The sequence below is a fragment of the Actinophytocola gossypii genome, assembly GCF_025165815.1.
Lineage (GTDB): Bacteria > Actinomycetota > Actinomycetes > Mycobacteriales > Pseudonocardiaceae > Actinophytocola > Actinophytocola gossypii.
The window spans coordinates 338,959-353,986 of sequence record NZ_JAFFZE010000009.1 but is presented as its reverse complement, the minus strand read 5'-3'; the positions used below and the strand labels follow the sequence as shown (position 1 = coordinate 353,986).

General features: G+C 72.9%; 18 protein-coding genes. 10 read left to right on the top strand and 8 right to left on the bottom strand.

From position 1 onward, the window contains the following. Positions 1-130: 130 nt before the first annotated feature. The 5 genes from JT362_RS10020 to JT362_RS10000 all read left to right on the top strand — a co-directional run bounded on the left by JT362_RS10020 (position 131) and on the right by JT362_RS10000 (position 3,266). Positions 131-1,135 carry an ABC transporter ATP-binding protein gene (locus JT362_RS10020; protein WP_260190812.1) on the top strand — a complete coding sequence of 335 codons (1,005 nt, stop codon included), beginning with the start codon at positions 131-133 and terminating at the stop codon, positions 1,133-1,135. Continuing rightward, positions 1,119-2,114: an ABC transporter ATP-binding protein gene (locus tag JT362_RS10015; protein ID WP_260190811.1), complete on the top strand. Its 996-nt coding sequence runs from the start codon at positions 1,119-1,121 to the stop codon at positions 2,112-2,114. Before JT362_RS10020 ends, JT362_RS10015 begins: the two co-directional genes overlap by 17 nt. 5 nt (positions 2,115-2,119) lie before the next feature. Continuing rightward, complete coding sequence (locus JT362_RS10010; protein ID WP_260190810.1) at positions 2,120-2,467, top strand: ester cyclase; 348 nt, start codon at positions 2,120-2,122, stop codon at positions 2,465-2,467. Between the two features lie 31 nt (positions 2,468-2,498). Next, positions 2,499-2,867 carry a YybH family protein gene (locus JT362_RS10005; protein WP_260190809.1) on the top strand — a complete coding sequence of 123 codons (369 nt, stop codon included), beginning with the start codon at positions 2,499-2,501 and terminating at the stop codon, positions 2,865-2,867. A 147-nt stretch (positions 2,868-3,014) separates the two neighbouring features. Next, positions 3,015-3,266, top strand: a complete 252-nt coding sequence (locus tag JT362_RS10000) for a WhiB family transcriptional regulator (RefSeq protein WP_311202682.1) — start codon at positions 3,015-3,017, stop codon at positions 3,264-3,266. Positions 3,267-3,315: 49 nt separating this feature from the next. On the opposite strand, the gene JT362_RS09995 is transcribed toward JT362_RS10000, so the two are convergent. The 4 genes from JT362_RS09995 to JT362_RS09980 form a co-directional block, all read right to left on the bottom strand. Next, positions 3,316-4,398, bottom strand: coding sequence for an ABC transporter permease (locus tag JT362_RS09995; protein WP_260190808.1), 1,083 nt, complete (start codon positions 4,396-4,398; stop codon positions 3,316-3,318). After that, a complete protein-coding gene (locus tag JT362_RS09990; RefSeq protein ID WP_260190807.1) occupies positions 4,398-5,279 on the bottom strand; it encodes an ABC transporter ATP-binding protein in 882 nt (293 codons plus the stop codon). Before JT362_RS09990 ends, JT362_RS09995 begins: the two co-directional genes overlap by 1 nt. Before the next feature lie 74 nt (positions 5,280-5,353). Further along, positions 5,354-6,016: a response regulator gene (locus JT362_RS09985; RefSeq protein ID WP_260190806.1), complete on the bottom strand. Its 663-nt coding sequence runs from the start codon at positions 6,014-6,016 to the stop codon at positions 5,354-5,356. Further along, on the bottom strand, positions 6,013-7,278 hold the full coding sequence (locus tag JT362_RS09980; RefSeq protein WP_260190805.1) for a sensor histidine kinase: 1,266 nt from the start codon (positions 7,276-7,278) through the stop codon (positions 6,013-6,015). Before JT362_RS09980 ends, JT362_RS09985 begins: the two co-directional genes overlap by 4 nt. 64 nt (positions 7,279-7,342) lie before the next feature. On the opposite strand from JT362_RS09980, the gene JT362_RS09975 reads away from it, so the two are divergent. Next, complete coding sequence (locus JT362_RS09975; RefSeq protein ID WP_260190804.1) at positions 7,343-7,726, top strand: STAS domain-containing protein; 384 nt, start codon at positions 7,343-7,345, stop codon at positions 7,724-7,726. Positions 7,727-7,729: 3 nt separating this feature from the next. Here JT362_RS09975 and JT362_RS09970 read toward each other — a convergent pair whose 3' ends face one another. The 3 genes from JT362_RS09970 to JT362_RS09960 all read right to left on the bottom strand — a co-directional run bounded on the left by JT362_RS09970 (position 7,730) and on the right by JT362_RS09960 (position 9,789). Continuing rightward, positions 7,730-8,179 carry a hypothetical protein gene (locus tag JT362_RS09970; RefSeq protein WP_260190803.1) on the bottom strand — a complete coding sequence of 150 codons (450 nt, stop codon included), beginning with the start codon at positions 8,177-8,179 and terminating at the stop codon, positions 7,730-7,732. After that, positions 8,166-8,747, bottom strand: a complete 582-nt coding sequence (locus tag JT362_RS09965; RefSeq protein WP_260190802.1) for a hypothetical protein — start codon at positions 8,745-8,747, stop codon at positions 8,166-8,168. Before JT362_RS09965 ends, JT362_RS09970 begins: the two co-directional genes overlap by 14 nt. A gap of 130 nt (positions 8,748-8,877) precedes the next feature. Then, the gene (locus tag JT362_RS09960; protein ID WP_260190801.1) at positions 8,878-9,789 is read right to left on the bottom strand and encodes an endonuclease/exonuclease/phosphatase family protein; all 912 of its coding nucleotides are present in this window, start codon (positions 9,787-9,789) and stop codon (positions 8,878-8,880) included. A gap of 110 nt (positions 9,790-9,899) precedes the next feature. Between JT362_RS09960 and JT362_RS09955 the strand changes: the two genes are divergently transcribed. Then, the gene (locus JT362_RS09955; protein ID WP_260190800.1) at positions 9,900-10,268 is read left to right on the top strand and encodes a DUF427 domain-containing protein; all 369 of its coding nucleotides are present in this window, start codon (positions 9,900-9,902) and stop codon (positions 10,266-10,268) included. 132 nt (positions 10,269-10,400) lie between these two features. Here JT362_RS09955 and JT362_RS09950 read toward each other — a convergent pair whose 3' ends face one another. Then, the gene (locus JT362_RS09950; RefSeq protein ID WP_260190799.1) at positions 10,401-11,180 is read right to left on the bottom strand and encodes a class I SAM-dependent methyltransferase; all 780 of its coding nucleotides are present in this window, start codon (positions 11,178-11,180) and stop codon (positions 10,401-10,403) included. A gap of 183 nt (positions 11,181-11,363) precedes the next feature. Here JT362_RS09950 and JT362_RS35570 point away from each other — a divergent pair, with 183 nt between their 5' ends. Genes JT362_RS35570 through JT362_RS09935 form a run of 3 tightly spaced genes read left to right on the top strand, consistent with a single transcriptional unit; the run spans position 11,364 to position 15,004 of the window. Continuing rightward, the gene (locus tag JT362_RS35570) at positions 11,364-13,655 is read left to right on the top strand and encodes a CDP-alcohol phosphatidyltransferase family protein (RefSeq protein WP_375546465.1); all 2,292 of its coding nucleotides are present in this window, start codon (positions 11,364-11,366) and stop codon (positions 13,653-13,655) included. A gap of 33 nt (positions 13,656-13,688) precedes the next feature. Further along, a complete protein-coding gene (locus tag JT362_RS09940) occupies positions 13,689-14,195 on the top strand; it encodes a MarR family winged helix-turn-helix transcriptional regulator (RefSeq protein WP_260190798.1) in 507 nt (168 codons plus the stop codon). Further along, positions 14,195-15,004: a DMT family transporter gene (locus JT362_RS09935; RefSeq protein ID WP_260190797.1), complete on the top strand. Its 810-nt coding sequence runs from the start codon at positions 14,195-14,197 to the stop codon at positions 15,002-15,004. Before JT362_RS09940 ends, JT362_RS09935 begins: the two co-directional genes overlap by 1 nt. Positions 15,005-15,028 lie beyond the last annotated feature (24 nt).

The window sequence follows — 15,028 nt, the reverse complement described above, 5'->3', positions numbered from 1 at the left end:
ACTGTCTCCAGTGGAATGCCGCAGAGTGTCATCACTATCCGGCACGGTTGTCAACATTCGCGTTCAATCCGGGCGCGAACGACTACAGGATGAAACTTATCGGCAACACGATTCATGTGAGGATGGAGCCGTGGACACATCGGTCCGGCCCGCGCTGCGGGTCAGAGGGCTCTCGGTCTCGTTCGGACTGTCCGGCGTGGAGGTACCGGCGGTACGGCACGTGGACCTGGACGTGCCGCGCGGCGAGCTGGTCGCGCTGCTCGGCGAGTCGGGGTCGGGCAAGTCGGTGACCGCGCGGGCGGTGATGGGCCTGGCCGGTCCGGGCGCGACGGTCAGCGCCGACGAGATCACCCTCGGCGACACCGACCTGCGGGCGGCGACGCCCAGGACCATGCGCGGGCTGCGCGGCAGCCGGATGAGCCTGGTGCTGCAGGACGCGCTGTCCGCGCTCAACCCGGTGCTCAGCATCGGCGACCAGCTCGGCGAGCTGTTCCGGATCCACCAGGGCGCGTCCAAGCGGGTGGCACGGGCGAAGGCGGCCGATCTGCTCGGCCTGGTCGGGATCTCCGATCCGAAGCGCCGGGTCGGCGACTACCCGCACCAGTTCTCCGGCGGCATGCGGCAGCGCATCCTGATCGCGATGGCGATCGCGCTGGAGCCGGAGCTGCTGATCGCCGACGAGCCGACCACCGCGCTGGACGTGACGGTGCAGGCGCAGATCCTCGACCTGCTCGACTCGCTGCGCTCGCGGCTGGACATGGGTGTGCTGCTGATCACCCACGACCTGGCGGTGGTGAGCGAGGTCGCGGACCGGCTGGCGGTGATGTACGCGGGCCGGATCGTGGAGGCGGGCGACGCGGACACCGTCCTGTCCCGACCGTCCCACCCGTACACCGAGGCGCTGCTGCGGTCGGTACCGAGGATCGAGCACCACGGCGGCGACCTGTTCACCATCCCCGGCGCGCCGCCGAACCCCGCCCGGGCGCCGTCCGGCTGCCCGTTCCACCCGCGCTGCCACCGCGCCGTCGAGGAGTGCTCGACGGTACGGCCGGAGCTGAGAGCGGTCGAGTCGGACGGCGGGCGGACGGTCGCCTGCCACGAGTCGGAGGTAATGCTGCGTGAGCACGTTGGTTGAGGCGCCGGAGGTCCTTCGCGCGGAGGACCTGGTTCGGACCTACCCGGTCGGCTCGATGCTGCGGCGGGGACACGTGTCCGCTGTGGACGGGGTGAGCCTGTCGCTGCGGCGCGGCGAGGTGCTCGGGATCGTCGGCGAGTCCGGGTGTGGGAAGTCGACGCTGGCCAGGATGCTGGTCGGGCTGGAGCGCCCGGACTCCGGCCGGCTGACCTACCGGGGCGAGGACGTGACCGCCGGTCGCCGGCGAGACCGCAGGGCGCTGCGCGACGGCGTGCAGATGATCTTCCAGGACCCGTACGCGTCCCTGGACCCGAGGATGACCGTGGCCGACATCGTGGCCGAGCCGCTGGCCGCTGCCGGTTCCGGCACCCGGGCGTCGCGCCGGGAGCGGGTGGCCGAGCTGCTGCGGTTGGTGGGGCTGCCGGCGGAGCTGATGGGCCGCTACGCGCACCAGTTCTCCGGCGGGCAGCGGCAGCGCATCGGCATCGCCCGCGCGCTCGCGCTGGACCCCGACGTGCTGATCTGCGACGAGCCGGTGTCCGCGCTGGACGTGTCGGTACAGGCGCAGGTGATCAACCTCCTGGCCGACCTGCGCAAACGGCTCGGGGTGGCGATCGTGTTCATCGCCCACGACCTGTCCGTCGTACGCCACCTGGCCGACCGGGTGGCGGTGATGTACCTGGGCCGCATCGCCGAGCTCGGCGACACCGCGACCATCTACGACGCCCCGGCCAACCCGTACACCCAGGCGCTGCTGTCCGCGGTCCCGTCCCCCGACCGCGGTGCCCGCGGCGGGCTGTCCCGGCGGCGCGTGCTCGCCGGCGAGCCGCCGTCGCCGCTCGACCCGCCGTCCGGCTGCCGGTTCAACCCGCGCTGCTGGCTGGCCCAGGACGTCTGCCGCCAGGACACTCCCCCACTGCGCGAGTTCGGCGAGCACCGGGCGACCGCCTGCCACTTCGCCGAGGACACGGTACCGTGACGCCGGTGACAGCAGCACATGATCTCTACCGACGCTGGATCGACGAGCTGTGGTCGGGGCGCCCGGTCGCGGCCGAACTGGTGACCGAGGACTTCGTCGGCCACTGGCCCGACCGGGACATCCGGGGGCCGGCCGAACTCCAGGCCGTCATCGACGAGACGCACCGGATGCTGGACGGGCTCACGTTCACCATCGAGGCGGGGCCGCTGGTCGACGGCGACCTGGTCGCGGGCCGGTGGACCGGGCAGGGCCGTACCGCCGAGGGTGTGGCGAACTTCTCCGGAAACGACATCCTGCGGGTCTCGGACGGCAGGTTCGTGGAGTACTGGAACGCGGCATCCTCCGACATCTGAGCACGATCCGCCCTGATAATCTGTGGAAGTCATGACGAGTTCTCATGACGACCCCTTCACCGACTTCCTCGCCGCGATCGACTCCGGCGACGCCACCGCACTGGACCGGGCGTACGAGCCGGACGCCGTGCTCGTGCCCCGGCCCGGCCACCCGGTGGCCGGTCAGGAGCGGGTGGCCGCCAACGCGCACTTCGCCTCGATGGCCGAGTCCATGCGGGCGCGGGTCCGGCACGCCTACACCGCCGGCGACATCGCGCTGCTCATCGTGGACTGGAGCATGCGGGGCACCGCGCCGGACGGAACCCCGCTCGAACTGAGCGGTACCGCGACCGACGTCGTACGCAGGGGCGCCGACGGTCACTGGCGGTACGTGATCGACAACCCCTCGGGCACGGAATAACTTCCGTGCGGAAACGCGTTGCACGAATTACGATGGTCGTACCGGCGCCGAAAGGCGCGGGCGGTCATCTCTTTTCTGCGTAACCTCCGACACATTCTCGCCAGGTGCACTCCTGCGCGAGCACACGCCGTGATGGGAGGCGGCACCATGATGGACTACTTCGACGACTGGCGGCAGGACGCCGCCTGCCGGGACGACGATCCGGAACTGTTCTTCCCGATCTCCGAGGTCGGCCCGGGCGCGCGGCAGACGGCACAGGCCAAGGCCGTGTGCGCCCGCTGCCCGGTCCGCACCCAGTGCCTCGAGTACGCACTGGACAACGGGCTCAGCCACGGAATCTTCGGCGGCATGACCGAATCCGACCGCAGGACCCTCGCGCGCCGCACCCGCGCCGCGTGAAAAAGGCCAGTCCCACCACCGGGACTGGCCTTTTTCTTTTGCCGGCGAACTAACTGCTGGCCGCCCACGCCTTCGACAGCGCGACCTTCCCACCGGTCTGCAGCAGCGAACCCGCGTACACCCGGCTCGCCAGCAGCACGGTCAGCACCACGGTCGCGGCCAGCACCCCGAGCGACAGCACCGCCTCCCACGCCGCCGCCTCGCCGGCGAACAGCCGCACCGGCATCGCGATCGCCGAGGAGAACGGCACGTAGGACAGCACGGTCAGCACAGCCGGGTTGTCCGAGAAGAACATCACCGCGAAGTACGGGCCCATCACCAGCATCATCACCAGGCCCATGGTCGAGCCGAGATCCTCCTGCCGGCTGACCAGCGAGCCCGCCACCGCCCACATCGCGGCCAGCAGCACGAAACCGACGCACAGGAACGGCACGAACCACCCCAGCGCGGGTGCCATCACCGTCAGCAGCTCCGACTGCCCGCCCAGAGCCAGCGCCACCGGCGCGGCCACCGCGAGCACCACCACCTGCCCGAGCGTGAGCAGTGCGTGTCCGACGATCTTGCCGGCCAGCAGCGCGCGCACCGGCACCGTCGCGACCAGGATCTCCACGATCCGGGTCTGCTTCTCGGTCACCGTGCTCTGCGCGATCGCCGATCCGCTCATCCCGAAGATGAGGAACACCAGGGCGAACACCATGATCACGAGCTGCTGCAGACCCTGGCTCACGTCGGATGCGTCCAGCAGCGACACCGGCGGTGCGGTGCTCAGCTGGGCCAGCACGTCGGTCGGGGCGTCGTCCAACGCCACCACCCGCACCCCGGTCGCCGAGTCGCCACTGGGATCCGGCACGACCGCCGCGTCCACCTCCTCGTCGCGGACCAGCCGCTCGGCGGTCGCGGCGTCCGACACCTCGCGGACGTCGAGGTCCGCGCCGCTCAGCACGCGCTCCGCCGCGGGTCCGACCACGGCCACGCTCTCCCGGTCGCCGCCGAACACCGACGGCAGGATCGCCGAGGCGAACAGGCCGGCCACCAGCACGCCGAGACCGATCCAGAACCCCTTCGACTGCAGGAAGGTCTTGATCTCACGGGTGGCGACCAGTCGGGTCGCCGACGCGAACGAAGTCGCCATCAGATGACCTCCTTGAAGATCTCGTCGAGGGAGGGCACGACCGGGGTGAACGCGCGGACCGGGCCCCGGCCGAGCGCCGCGGTCAGCACCTGCTGGTCGGCGCCGGGAACGTCCAGGTCGAACAGCGCACGCGGGCCGTCCAGGTCGACGATCCGGATGCCCGGCTGGTCCCGCAGCCACCCGGTGTCTGTGTCGGTGACCAGCTCGAACCGGGACGTGCCGTACTTCGCGCGCAGCTCCTCCCTCGCCCCGGCGGCCGCGATCGCGCCGCCGGAGATGATCACCAGGTCGTCGCAGAGCTTCTCGACCACCGCGAGCTGGTGGCTGGAGAACAGCACCGGCACCCCGTCCGCGGCCCGCTCCCGCAGCACGCCGAGCACGGTGTCGACGGCCAGCGGGTCGAGCCCGGAGAACGGCTCGTCGAGGATCAGCACGTCCGGGTCGTGCACCAGCGCGGCGGCGATCTGCACGCGCTGCTGGTTGCCCAGGGACAGCGCCTCCAGTTTGTCGCCCGCCCGTGCGGTCAGCTCCAGCTGCTCCAGCAGCCGGTCCGTGTTGGCCTTCGCGGTCGCCGCGCTCAGCCCGTGCAGCTGGCCGAGCCAGCTGACCTGCTCGGCCACCTTCATCTTCGGGTACAGCCCGCGTTCCTCCGGCATGTAGCCGAACCGCTGCCGCACGTCCTGGGTCACCGGGGCCCCGTTCCAGGTCACCGCGCCGCCGTTCGGGGCGAGCACCCCCAGGATGATGCGCATCGTCGTGGTCTTGCCCGACCCGTTCGCGCCGAGGAACCCGGTCATCCGGCCCGGCCGGACGTCGAACGACACGTCGTCGAGCACTCGCCGGTCCCCGAAGCTCCGGCTGATCGTCTTCACCGTCAACATGCCAGCAGAGGCTAGGCAGCCGAGGGGTCCACCCGCGTCCGGCGTGCGATCGACTTCGGGGTCCTCCGCGCGGCCTACCCGCCACCCGGCGCGACCACGCCGTGCTCGTAGGCGTAGACCACGGCGTGCGTGCGGTCCCGCAGGTCGAGCTTGGTCAGCACGCGCGAGACGTGCGTCTTCACCGTCGTCTCGCCGAGATACAGCTCCTGGGCGATCTCGGCGTTGCTCGCCCCGCGGGCCAGCAGCACCAGCACCTCGAACTCCCGGTCGGTCAGCTCCGGCGGGCGGTGCACGGTGACCCGCTCCGGCGCGGCCGGCTGGGAGAACCGGGCGATCACCCGGCGGGTGACCTCCGGCGAGAGCAGCGCGTCGCCGCGCGCGACGACGTGTACCGAGTCGACGAGGTCCTCCGGCGAGGCGTTCTTCAGCAGGAACCCGCTCGCGCCCGCGCGCAGTGCCTCGAACAGGTAGTCGTCGCGGTCGAACGTGGTGAGGATGACGACCTTCACCTCGTCGTGTTCGGCGCGGATCCGGCGGGTGGCCTCCAGCCCGTCCACGCCCGGCATCTGCACGTCCATCAGCACCACGTCCGGCAGCAGCCGCCCGACCAGCTCGACCGCCGCCAGCCCGTCCCCGGCCTCGCCGACGACCTCGATGCCCTCCTCCGACCCGAGGATGACCCGGAACCCGGCCCGCACCAGGTCCTGGTCGTCCGCGAGCACGACCCGCAAGGTCACGACGTCCCCTCCCTGGCGGCCGGAAAGCTCGCCCTGACCCGGTAGCCCGCGCGCGAACGCGGCCCGGCCTCCAGCTCACCCCCGTGCACCGCGATCCGCTCGCGCATCCCGAGCAGCCCGAACCCGCTCCCGTTGCCGCCGCGTCCGCCACGGCCGCCATGTCCGTCGTCGGTGACCTCGACCTCGAGCGCGCTGTCCAGATAGCGCACCCGCACGTCGACCCGCCGCGCACGGGCGTGCTTGACCACGTTGGTCAGCGCCTCCTGCACCACCCGGTACGCCGACACCGCGACCCCGTCCGGCACCGGCCTCGGCTCCCCGTACACCCCGTGCTCGACCTCCAGCCCGGCCGACCGCGCGGAGGTGACCAGGTCGGACACCTGGTCGAGCCCGGCGGGCGGGGTCTCCCCCTCGGACTCCGAGCGCAGCACGCCGAGCAGGCCGTGCAGCTCACCGATCGCGGTCCTGGCCGTGTCCTCGACGGTGCGCAGCGCGGCGCTGGCCAGCTCCCGGTCGGACTCGAGCACCCGGCGGGCGGCACCGGCCTGCACCCCCATCACCGACACGTGGTGCGCGACGACATCGTGCAGGTCCCGCGCGATCCGCACCCGCTCGGCCACGATGGCGCCCTGGGTGTTCGCCTCCTGGGACTCCCGCAGCTCGGCCGCCTGCCGTTCCAGCTGGGCCTGCCGCCGGGCCGACGTCCACGCCACGTTGCCGAAGAAGTACGCGGACAGGAAGAACAGCAGGTTGAACCCGACGCCGTAGATCACGGCGGCGACCGCGGGATCGAGCGGCCCGGCCGCCCCCGGCAGCGGTTCGGACGGCTCCGTGGCCACCAAGTTCCATCCGAGCCAGACGAACATGGCTCCGATCACGGCGAGTCGTCCCCAGCGCGCCGCCGTTCGGTTCCGCTCCCAGGCGCCGCAGCTGTAGATGGCGAAGAACAGGGCGATCGAAGGCGCCAGGTTGTCCCCGGTCTGCCTGGCCTGCGCGGCGATGAACAGCACCCCGACGGCGACCACCACGGCCAGCGGGTACCGCCGGCGGACCACCAGCGGCGCGCTCACCGCGGCCGCCCAGAGCAGCTGCTCGGTCAGCGGCGGCGGGGCCGCGAAGATGACCGCGCCCATGTTGCTGACCAGCGTCGTCATGGCGAGCGCGCCGGCGACCACGGCCAGACCGACCCACACGTCCCGTCGCTGCTGCTCGGCGGTCGGTGGGTCCCGCCGCCACCGAGCCCACTCGTCGCCGGCAACCATGGTGCACACGGTAGCCAGCGCCGGTCCGGTAGCGTGGTCGGGGAACGAGCCGAGGTGGGCTGACATGTTCGAACGTCCCGACGAACTGGTCGCGGACTACTCCCCGCTGCGGGTGCGGCGGGTCCCGTACCGGGCGGACCTCGAGGTCGTCACCGTGGCCGGCGAGGTCGATCTGCGCACCGCCCCGGAGCTCGCCAGGGCGCTGCGCGCGGACCAGCAGCCGTTGACCGTGGTGGACCTGACCAGGGTGACCTTCATGTCCGCGGCCGGCCTGGGCATCCTCGTGCAGGCCGCCGAGCAAGCCAACGAGCGCGGCCGGCGGCTCGGACTCGTCGCCCACGACCGGGTGGCCCTGCGGATGCTGCGGATGAGCGGCGTCGCGGCCGCGATCCCGACCTTCGTGTCCCTCTCCGACGCGGTCCGCGAGCTCGCGGCCCAGGTGCACTGACGTTCAGCTGGTGAGCAGCTGGTCGAAGAACGAGCGGTAGCGACGCAGGGCGACCCGCAGGTCCTCGGTCTCGCCCGCGCCGCCGCGCCACCCGGTCTCGAGCGCACGCTTGTGCTCGGAGACGATCTCCGACAGCGCCCGCATCACCTCGCCGACCAGCTCGTCGGCGCCCTGGACGGCGCGGCCGGGGTCGTCCACGAAGTCGGCCTGCAGCTCGCGCCAGCGGGCACGGAACCGCTCCACGTCCCCGGCGCCGAACAGCGCCGCGCCCGCGTCGCCGGGCGCGGGTTCCGGCCCGACCTCCGGCACCGGTTCCGGTTCCACGACGATCTCGGGCTCCGCGCCCACCACGGGCATCGGGTCGGTCGTCGATTCCGGTAGCGGGCGTGCCGGGTCGGGCGGTGGCACGCCGACCGAGGGGTGGGGCGCCTGCCGGGTCTCATCGGGCCGCATCGTCGTACCTCCGCGCGGTGTCCGCCTGGGGACCGGCGCCGAGGCCGGCGACGGAACCGAAGACCTCCCGGTAGTGCACCAGCGCCCTGCGCAGCTCCTCGGTGGACACCTCGGACCGCTCCAGCCGCAGCCGGATGTCGTGCCCGCCTCGGTAGTGCTCCACCGCGGCGGCGTGCTCCACCGACAGGTCGGCGGCCTGCTGGTCGAAGCCGTCGGTCGGGTAGCCGCGCTCGCGCAACACCGCGACCACCAGCGCGTCCGCCTCGACCACCGCCTCGCGCGGCTGGTCGACGAACCGCTCCTGCACCATCGTCCACTGTTCGGCGTACCGCGTACGCGAAGCCTCGGACAGCGGGCGCAGGTCGAGTGCCGCGTGCCGCTTGCGCCGTTCGGCGAGCTCACGCTCGGCGGCCCGGCGATCGTCGGTCTCCGCGACCCGGCGGTCGTACTCCGGCCCGAACCGCGACCGCAGGTTCCTGCTGCGCATCCGCTCCGCGACGAACCATCCCGCCGCAAGCACCACGGCGACCACCACGACGATCAGGACGATGGTTGCTCCTGTCGACATCACGTGCTCCTTCCTCGGGCGTACGTGGTCGAGCGAGGCAGACGTGCCCGGCCGGCGGTGCGCGAAACGGCGCCGGCGCGGGATTGCCGCGGAGGGCGCAACGGAAGCCGCCGGACGGAGCAACGGCCGGTCAGCCGAGGGAGATCAACGCCTGCACCGGAAGGTGGTCGGACGGGTACTGCCCGGCGCGGTGGAAGGTGTTGACGGCGGCGACGTGCACGGTGACCGCGCCCCGGGTGAGGATCCAGTCGATGCGCTCGCCGTCGCGGCGCGGTGGGCGGTAGCCGTGCCAGGTCGCCTGGGCGGACCCCCGACGCTCGGCCGCGGCGATCCACGTGTCGGTCATCCGCTCGGTGAGGATGTCGTAGCTTGGCGAGTCACCGGCCGGGGTGTTGAAGTCGCCGGTGAGCACGACCGGCAGGTCCGGCGCGAACGTGGCGATCCGCTCGCGGATCAGCGCGACGGCCCGCCGGCGGGCGTACTCGGACTCGGCGTCCAGGTGGGTGTTGACCACGACGAGCTCGCGCCCGGTGCGGCGGTCGGCGAACCGGACCCAGGTGACCATCCGGGGAAGGCGGTTTCCCCAGGACGTCGAGCCGACCCGCGACGGGGTGTCGGAGAGCCAGTAGTGGTCGTACTCCAGCGGCTCCAGCCGGCGGGTGTCGTAGAAGACCGCCATGAACTCGCCGTGGCTGCCGCCCGCACGGCCCTCGCCGATCCAGGCGTAGTGGCCGGGCAGGTCGCGTCCGAGGTCGGTGAGCTGGTGGTAGAGCCCTTCCTGGGTGCCGAGCACGGTCGGCAGCTCGCGGCGGAGCAGCTCGGCCATCACCGGCCGGCGGCTCGCCCACGAGTTGGGCTCGTCGTCGGCGGCGAAGCGCAGGTTGAACGACATGACGTGCAGCGCGTCGCCCTCGGCGGGACCGATCACCGGCAGCTCGACCTCCCGCCCGGCCACGCGTTCCGCCCCGGCCGGCATCGCGAGCGGCAGCGCGAGCCCGGCGAACACCGAGGCGACCATGACCCACGGACCACGACGTGGCATCGGCCCCCTCCGCCCCCAAGCCGGACAACCGAAGTATAGGCGGGCGGGAACATCCGGCGCCGCCGTCGGCTTGCACTCCGGTAGTGCCCCCGAGCGAGAGGCGACCCGCGATGCCCGAGCAGAAGATCCCCGGCGCCGACCACCCGATCACGGTCGCGCCCAACCCGGGCAGGGTCACCGTCCGGGTCGGCGACCGCGTCGTGGCCGACACGACCGCCGCACTGAACCTGAACGAGGCGAACTACCCGCCGGTCCCCTACATCCCACTGGCCGACGTCGACCAGTCGGTGCTGAAGCCGACCGACACCAGCACCCACTGCCCGTACAAGGGCGACGCGTCGTACTACAGCATCACGCTCCCCGACCAGGAGCTGGCCGACGTCGTGTGGACCTACCCCACGCCGTTCCAGCCGGTGGCCGAGATCGCCGGGCACGTGGCGTTCTACCCGAACAAGGTGGAGATCACCCAGAGCACGTAGCGCGGGGTGATCCGCACCCAGTGCCGGCCCGTCCACATCACGCGGTTGGGCGCCAGGCACCCACAGGCGGGACCGGGTCCACCGACGACGCGATCGCCGCGCAGCTCGGGATCAGCCGTGCCGGACCGTAGGTCACCCCGGCAGGGCGAGCAGGTCCTCGTGGTGGATCGTGGCGCGTAGTTCGCCCGCCTCGCAGGCGGCGAGGCGGCGGTGCAGGTAGGCGTCCACGGCCAGGCCGGGCTCCTGCTCCTCGGCGGCGTCGACCCAGCCGCGCAGCCAGCGGGCGGTCAGCTCGCGCCGGTCCGGGCCGAGCCGCCACGGGCTGGAGCGGCGGTGCACGACGGCGCCCCGGCGGTCGAACGCGGCGGCGGCGACGTCCGCCGCGTCCGGGCCGAGCAGCCGGCGACCGGTGACCGTGCGGCGCTGGTGTGCGTTGAACGCCGCCGTGAGGTTCGCGTCGAGCGGGTCGGCCGGCTCCAGCTCGACCCGGCCGACCACGGTCAGCGTCAGCAGCGCCGGGCAGCCGGCCGCGACACACGCGGCGGCCAGCGCGTCGACCTCGTCCGCGGTGAGCAGGTCGAGCAGTGCGGACGCGGTGACCAGGGACGCGCCGGCCAGGTCGGCCGCGGTCAGGTCGGTGAGGTCGCGCAGGATCGCCACGGCCGGGACCGGCAGGCTGCCGGCGGCCTGGGCGAGCAGGGCGGGGTCGCGGTCGGTCAGCAGCCAGCGCTGCTCGCCGGGCAGGCGGGGGGCCAGCCAACGGCCCATGGCACCGGTGCCGCAGCCGAGGTCGCGGACGACAAGCGGCGGGATCAGGTGGGAGCGCAGCGGCTCCAGCAGGTCCTCGGCGCGCGCGGCCGCGTCGGCGTCCTCGCGCAGCGCGAGCCATTCGGGTGCGAACTGGGTGTGCACGCGGTCCTCCCGTCGTCTCTACTGATGAACACGTACGTAGTGACCAGGTAGTTCACCGAGCCGTAGAACCGTTGCCCGGATCGGCACGTATGGGAGGGCGGACAACCAAGACCTCGGGAGGATCGCGTGGCCGGACCGTCGGGTTCCCCAGTTCGCACACTCAGCGCCGCGGCCGGTGGGCAGGTGGTGCTGCTCGGTGTGCTGGCCGCGGTCGCCGGGCTCGGCACGGCGGGCTGGACGGCCGGGCTGGCGGTCGGCGCGGCCGGGCTGGTCGCGCTCGCCGTGGCCGCGCGACGCTCCGGGGTGTCCGCGTTCGGCCCGGCCGACCTGGTCACGCTCGGCCGGGCGGTGCTGGTCGTCGGCGTGACCGCGCTGGTCGCGGACGGCTCGGCGCCGGTGCCGCTGCTGGTCGCGCTCGCGGCGGTGGCCCTGTCGCTGGACGCGGTCGACGGCCGGCTGGCGCGGCGCACGGGCACGGTGTCCGCGTTCGGCGCGCGGTTCGACATGGAGGTCGACGCGTTCCTCATCCTGATTCTCAGCGTGCACGTCGCCGGTGATCTCGGGCCGTGGGTGCTGGTGATCGGGTTGATGCGGTACGGATTCGTGGCGGCCGGGTGGACGCGTGGCTGGCTGCGGGCGCCGTTGCCGGTGAGCCTGTTCCGCAAGACCGTCGCCGCCGCGCAGGGGATCGTGCTGGTCGTGGCCGCGTCCGGGGTGCTCGGCACGCTCGGCTCGGTGGTCGTGGTCGGGGCGGCGCTGGTGGCGCTGGTCTGGTCGTTCGGGCGGGACCTGTTGTGGCTGCGCGAACAGCGGGTGGTCGAGCCGAAGCCGGCGACCCCGCTGCGGCGCGCGCTGGCCGCGGTGGCCACCGGGCTCGCCTGTGCGCTCGTGCTGTTCGCCCTGCTCGCGCCGAACGACCTGAGCCGCTACACGCCGGTCGCGTTCGCCCGGCTGCCGGTGGAGGCGATCCTCGTCGCCGGGCTCGTGCTCGTACTGCCGCCTCGGCCGAGGGCGGTGGCGGCCGTGGCGGCCGGCGCCGGGCTCGGCCTGCTGACCATCGTGAAGCTCTTCGACCTCGGCTTCAACGAGACCCTGGCCCGCCCGTTCGACCCGGTCTTCGACTGGACGTTCCTCGGGCCTGGCCTGGATTTCCTGCGCGGGTCGGCCGGCGGGTTCGTCGCGACCATGGCGGTGGTCGGGGCGGTCGCGCTGGCGCTCGGCCTGGTCGGGTCGATGGTCTGGTCGGTGCTGCGGCTGTCCCGGATCGTGGTCGGCCACCGGACCAGAGCCACCCGCACGGTGCTGGTGTTCGGGCTGGTGTGGGCGATCCTGGCGATGTTCGAGGTGCGGATCGTGCCGCACGTGCCGGTCGCGGCCCGCAGCGCGGCCTCGGCGGCGTACCAGGACGTGCGGCAGATCCGCGCGGGGCTGCTCGACCCGGCGCGGTTCACGAAGGAGGCAGCCGACGACGACTTCCGGCACACCCCGGGCAGCGAGCTGCTGACCGCGTTGCGCGGCAAGGACGTGCTGGTGACGTTCGTGGAGAGCTACGGGCGGGTGGCGGTCGAGGACTCCGCCGTCGCTGCCGACGTGGACGCGGTGCTCGACGCGGGCACCGACCGGCTGCGCGCGGCCGGCTTCGACTCGCGCAGCGCGTTCCTTGAGTCGTCGACGTCCGGGGGCGGGAGCTGGTTCGCGCACGCCACCTTGCAGTCCGGGCTGTGGATCAACAACCAGCACCGGTACGACGCGCTGACCGCGAGCGACCGGCTGACGCTGAGCAACGCGTTCCGGCGGGCGGGATGGCGCACGGTCGGGGTGGCACCGGCGATCTCCCGGGCGTGGCCGGAAGGCGGGTACTTCGGCTTCGAACAGATCTACGACGCGCACAACGTCGGCTACGAGGGCCCGCGGTACGCGTACGCGAAGATGCCGGACCAGTACACGCTGGCCCACTTCGAGCGGGCCGAGCGGGACCGCCCGGAGCCGGTGATGGCGGAGATCGACCTGGTGTCGTCGCACTCGCCGTTCGCGCCGCTGCCGACGCTGGTCGACTGGGACGAGGTGGGCGACGGCTCGGTGTTCGACCCGCAGCCGGCCGCCGGCACCAAGGGCAGCGAGATCTGGCCCGACCCGGTGAAGGTCACCCGGGCCTACGGCGACGCGATCGAGTACTCGCTGAGCACGCTCGTCTCCTACGTCGAGACCCACGGCGACGACGACCTGGTGCTGGTCGTGGTCGGCGACCACCAGCCGGCGCCGATCGTGACCGGCGACAATGCCACCTGGGACGTGCCGATCACGGTCATCGCGAAGGATCCGGCGGTGTTGGACCGGATCGACCACTGGCACTGGCAGCCCGGGATGAACCCGTCCGAGAACGCGCCGGTGTGGCGCATGGACAGCTTCCGCGACCGGTTCCTGCGCGCGTTCGGCCCGCGCACCGAGCCGTCGAGTTCGGCGTCCGGACGGTAGTTTGCCCGCCGCCCGGCCGGGTATGCATGAGTCATGCATGAAACCGACCGGGTCGCGAACCTGCTCGGCGCCACCGCGCTGGTGGTGACGGACGTGATGCTGTCCTCGACCGTGCGGGCGGCTCCGGTGAGCCCCAGTGGAGCGGCCGCGCTGGTGGTGCTGCGGACGTCCCCCGGCCTGAGCGTGACCGAGCTGGGCCGGCGGGTTGGCCTGACCCAGTCGGCGGCGGCGCGGATGGTGGACTCGCTGGGCGACCTGGTCGAACGCGTGCCCACCGGCGGGCGCTCGGTGTCGGTGCGGTTGACCGGGGCGGGCGCGGAGGCGGCCGACGCGGTGTTGAGCTCCCGGGGCGAACCGCTCGCCGACCTGCTGGCCGCGCTCGACGAGCACCAGCTGGAGACGCTGGGCGAGCTGCTCGGCCTGCTGCTGGGCAGGCTCTACGAGCGGGTGGGCGACAGCGATCTGATGTGCCGCCTGTGTGACCGGGCCACCTGCACGACCGGCGCGAGCTGCCCGGTCGGCGAGGCCGCGAGGCGCTGATGGGCGCGCTGCTCGCGCTGGCGTCGTCGGTGCTCTACGGCGTCGCGGACTTCGCCGGCGGGATGCTGTCGCGGCGGGCGGGATTCGCGCCGGTCGCGCTGACCGGGCAGGCGAGCGGGCTGGTGCTGATGCTGGTGGTGGCGCCGCTGGTGCCCGGGTCGCCGTCGGCCGTGGACCTGGGGTGGGGTGCGCTGTCCGGGATCGGCACGGGCGTCGGGATGCTGTTCCTGTACCGCGGGATGAGCCGGGGCGCGATGAGCGTGGTCGTCCCGGTCGCGGCGGTGGGCGGGCTCGCCGTCCCGGCGCTGGTCGGCATCGCGCTGCTGCACGACCGGCCGACGGCGCCGGCGCTCGCCGGGATGGTGCTCGCGGTGCCGACGCTCTGGCTGGTCACCCGGGACGGGGGTGCCGGCAGCGGCGGCGTGCTCGACGGTCTGCTCGCGAGCGTGTTCATCGCCGTGCAGTACCTCGCGCTGGCGCTCGCCGCGCCGGAGGCGGGCCTGTGGCCGGTGCTCGCGGGGCGGGTCACCGCGACGCTCGCGCTCGTCCCGCTGGCCAGGCGACCCCCGGCCGACCGGCGCGTCCTGCTCGGGGCCGCGGCGACCGGGGCGTGTGCGACGCTCGCACTGGTCGCCTACCTGTTGGCCACCCGCGCGCAGCTGCTGTCGGTCGCGGTCGTGCTGTCGTCGCTGTACCCGGTGATCCCGGTCGTGCTCGGGCTGACGGTGCTGCGCGAACGCCTCACCCGCCCGCAGCTGGCCGGCCTGCTCGGCGCGTCGGCCGCGATCGTCCTGCTCACGCTCGGCTGACCAGCGGGTCAGCGGCGGCGGGGG

What these genes read in the sequence shown, in the direction of transcription:
- JT362_RS10005 (WP_260190809.1), top strand. Translation starts at nt 2,499, where the DNA reads ATGACGAGTTCTCATGACGACCCCTTCACCGACTTCCTCGCCGCGATC.
- JT362_RS10000 (WP_311202682.1), top strand. Translation starts at nt 3,015, where the DNA reads ATGATGGACTACTTCGACGACTGGCGGCAGGACGCCGCCTGCCGGGAC.
- JT362_RS09995 (WP_260190808.1), bottom strand. Translation starts at nt 4,398, where the DNA reads ATGGCGACTTCGTTCGCGTCGGCGACCCGACTGGTCGCCACCCGTGAG.
- JT362_RS09990 (WP_260190807.1), bottom strand. Translation starts at nt 5,279, where the DNA reads ATGTTGACGGTGAAGACGATCAGCCGGAGCTTCGGGGACCGGCGAGTG.
- JT362_RS09980 (WP_260190805.1), bottom strand. Translation starts at nt 7,278, where the DNA reads ATGGTTGCCGGCGACGAGTGGGCTCGGTGGCGGCGGGACCCACCGACC.
- JT362_RS09975 (WP_260190804.1), top strand. Translation starts at nt 7,343, where the DNA reads ATGTTCGAACGTCCCGACGAACTGGTCGCGGACTACTCCCCGCTGCGG.
- JT362_RS09970 (WP_260190803.1), bottom strand. Translation starts at nt 8,179, where the DNA reads ATGCGGCCCGATGAGACCCGGCAGGCGCCCCACCCCTCGGTCGGCGTG.
- JT362_RS09965 (WP_260190802.1), bottom strand. Translation starts at nt 8,747, where the DNA reads ATGTCGACAGGAGCAACCATCGTCCTGATCGTCGTGGTGGTCGCCGTG.
- JT362_RS09960 (WP_260190801.1), bottom strand. Translation starts at nt 9,789, where the DNA reads ATGCCACGTCGTGGTCCGTGGGTCATGGTCGCCTCGGTGTTCGCCGGG.
- JT362_RS09955 (WP_260190800.1), top strand. Translation starts at nt 9,900, where the DNA reads ATGCCCGAGCAGAAGATCCCCGGCGCCGACCACCCGATCACGGTCGCG.
- JT362_RS09940 (WP_260190798.1), top strand. Translation starts at nt 13,689, where the DNA reads ATGCATGAAACCGACCGGGTCGCGAACCTGCTCGGCGCCACCGCGCTG.
- JT362_RS09935 (WP_260190797.1), top strand. Translation starts at nt 14,195, where the DNA reads ATGGGCGCGCTGCTCGCGCTGGCGTCGTCGGTGCTCTACGGCGTCGCG.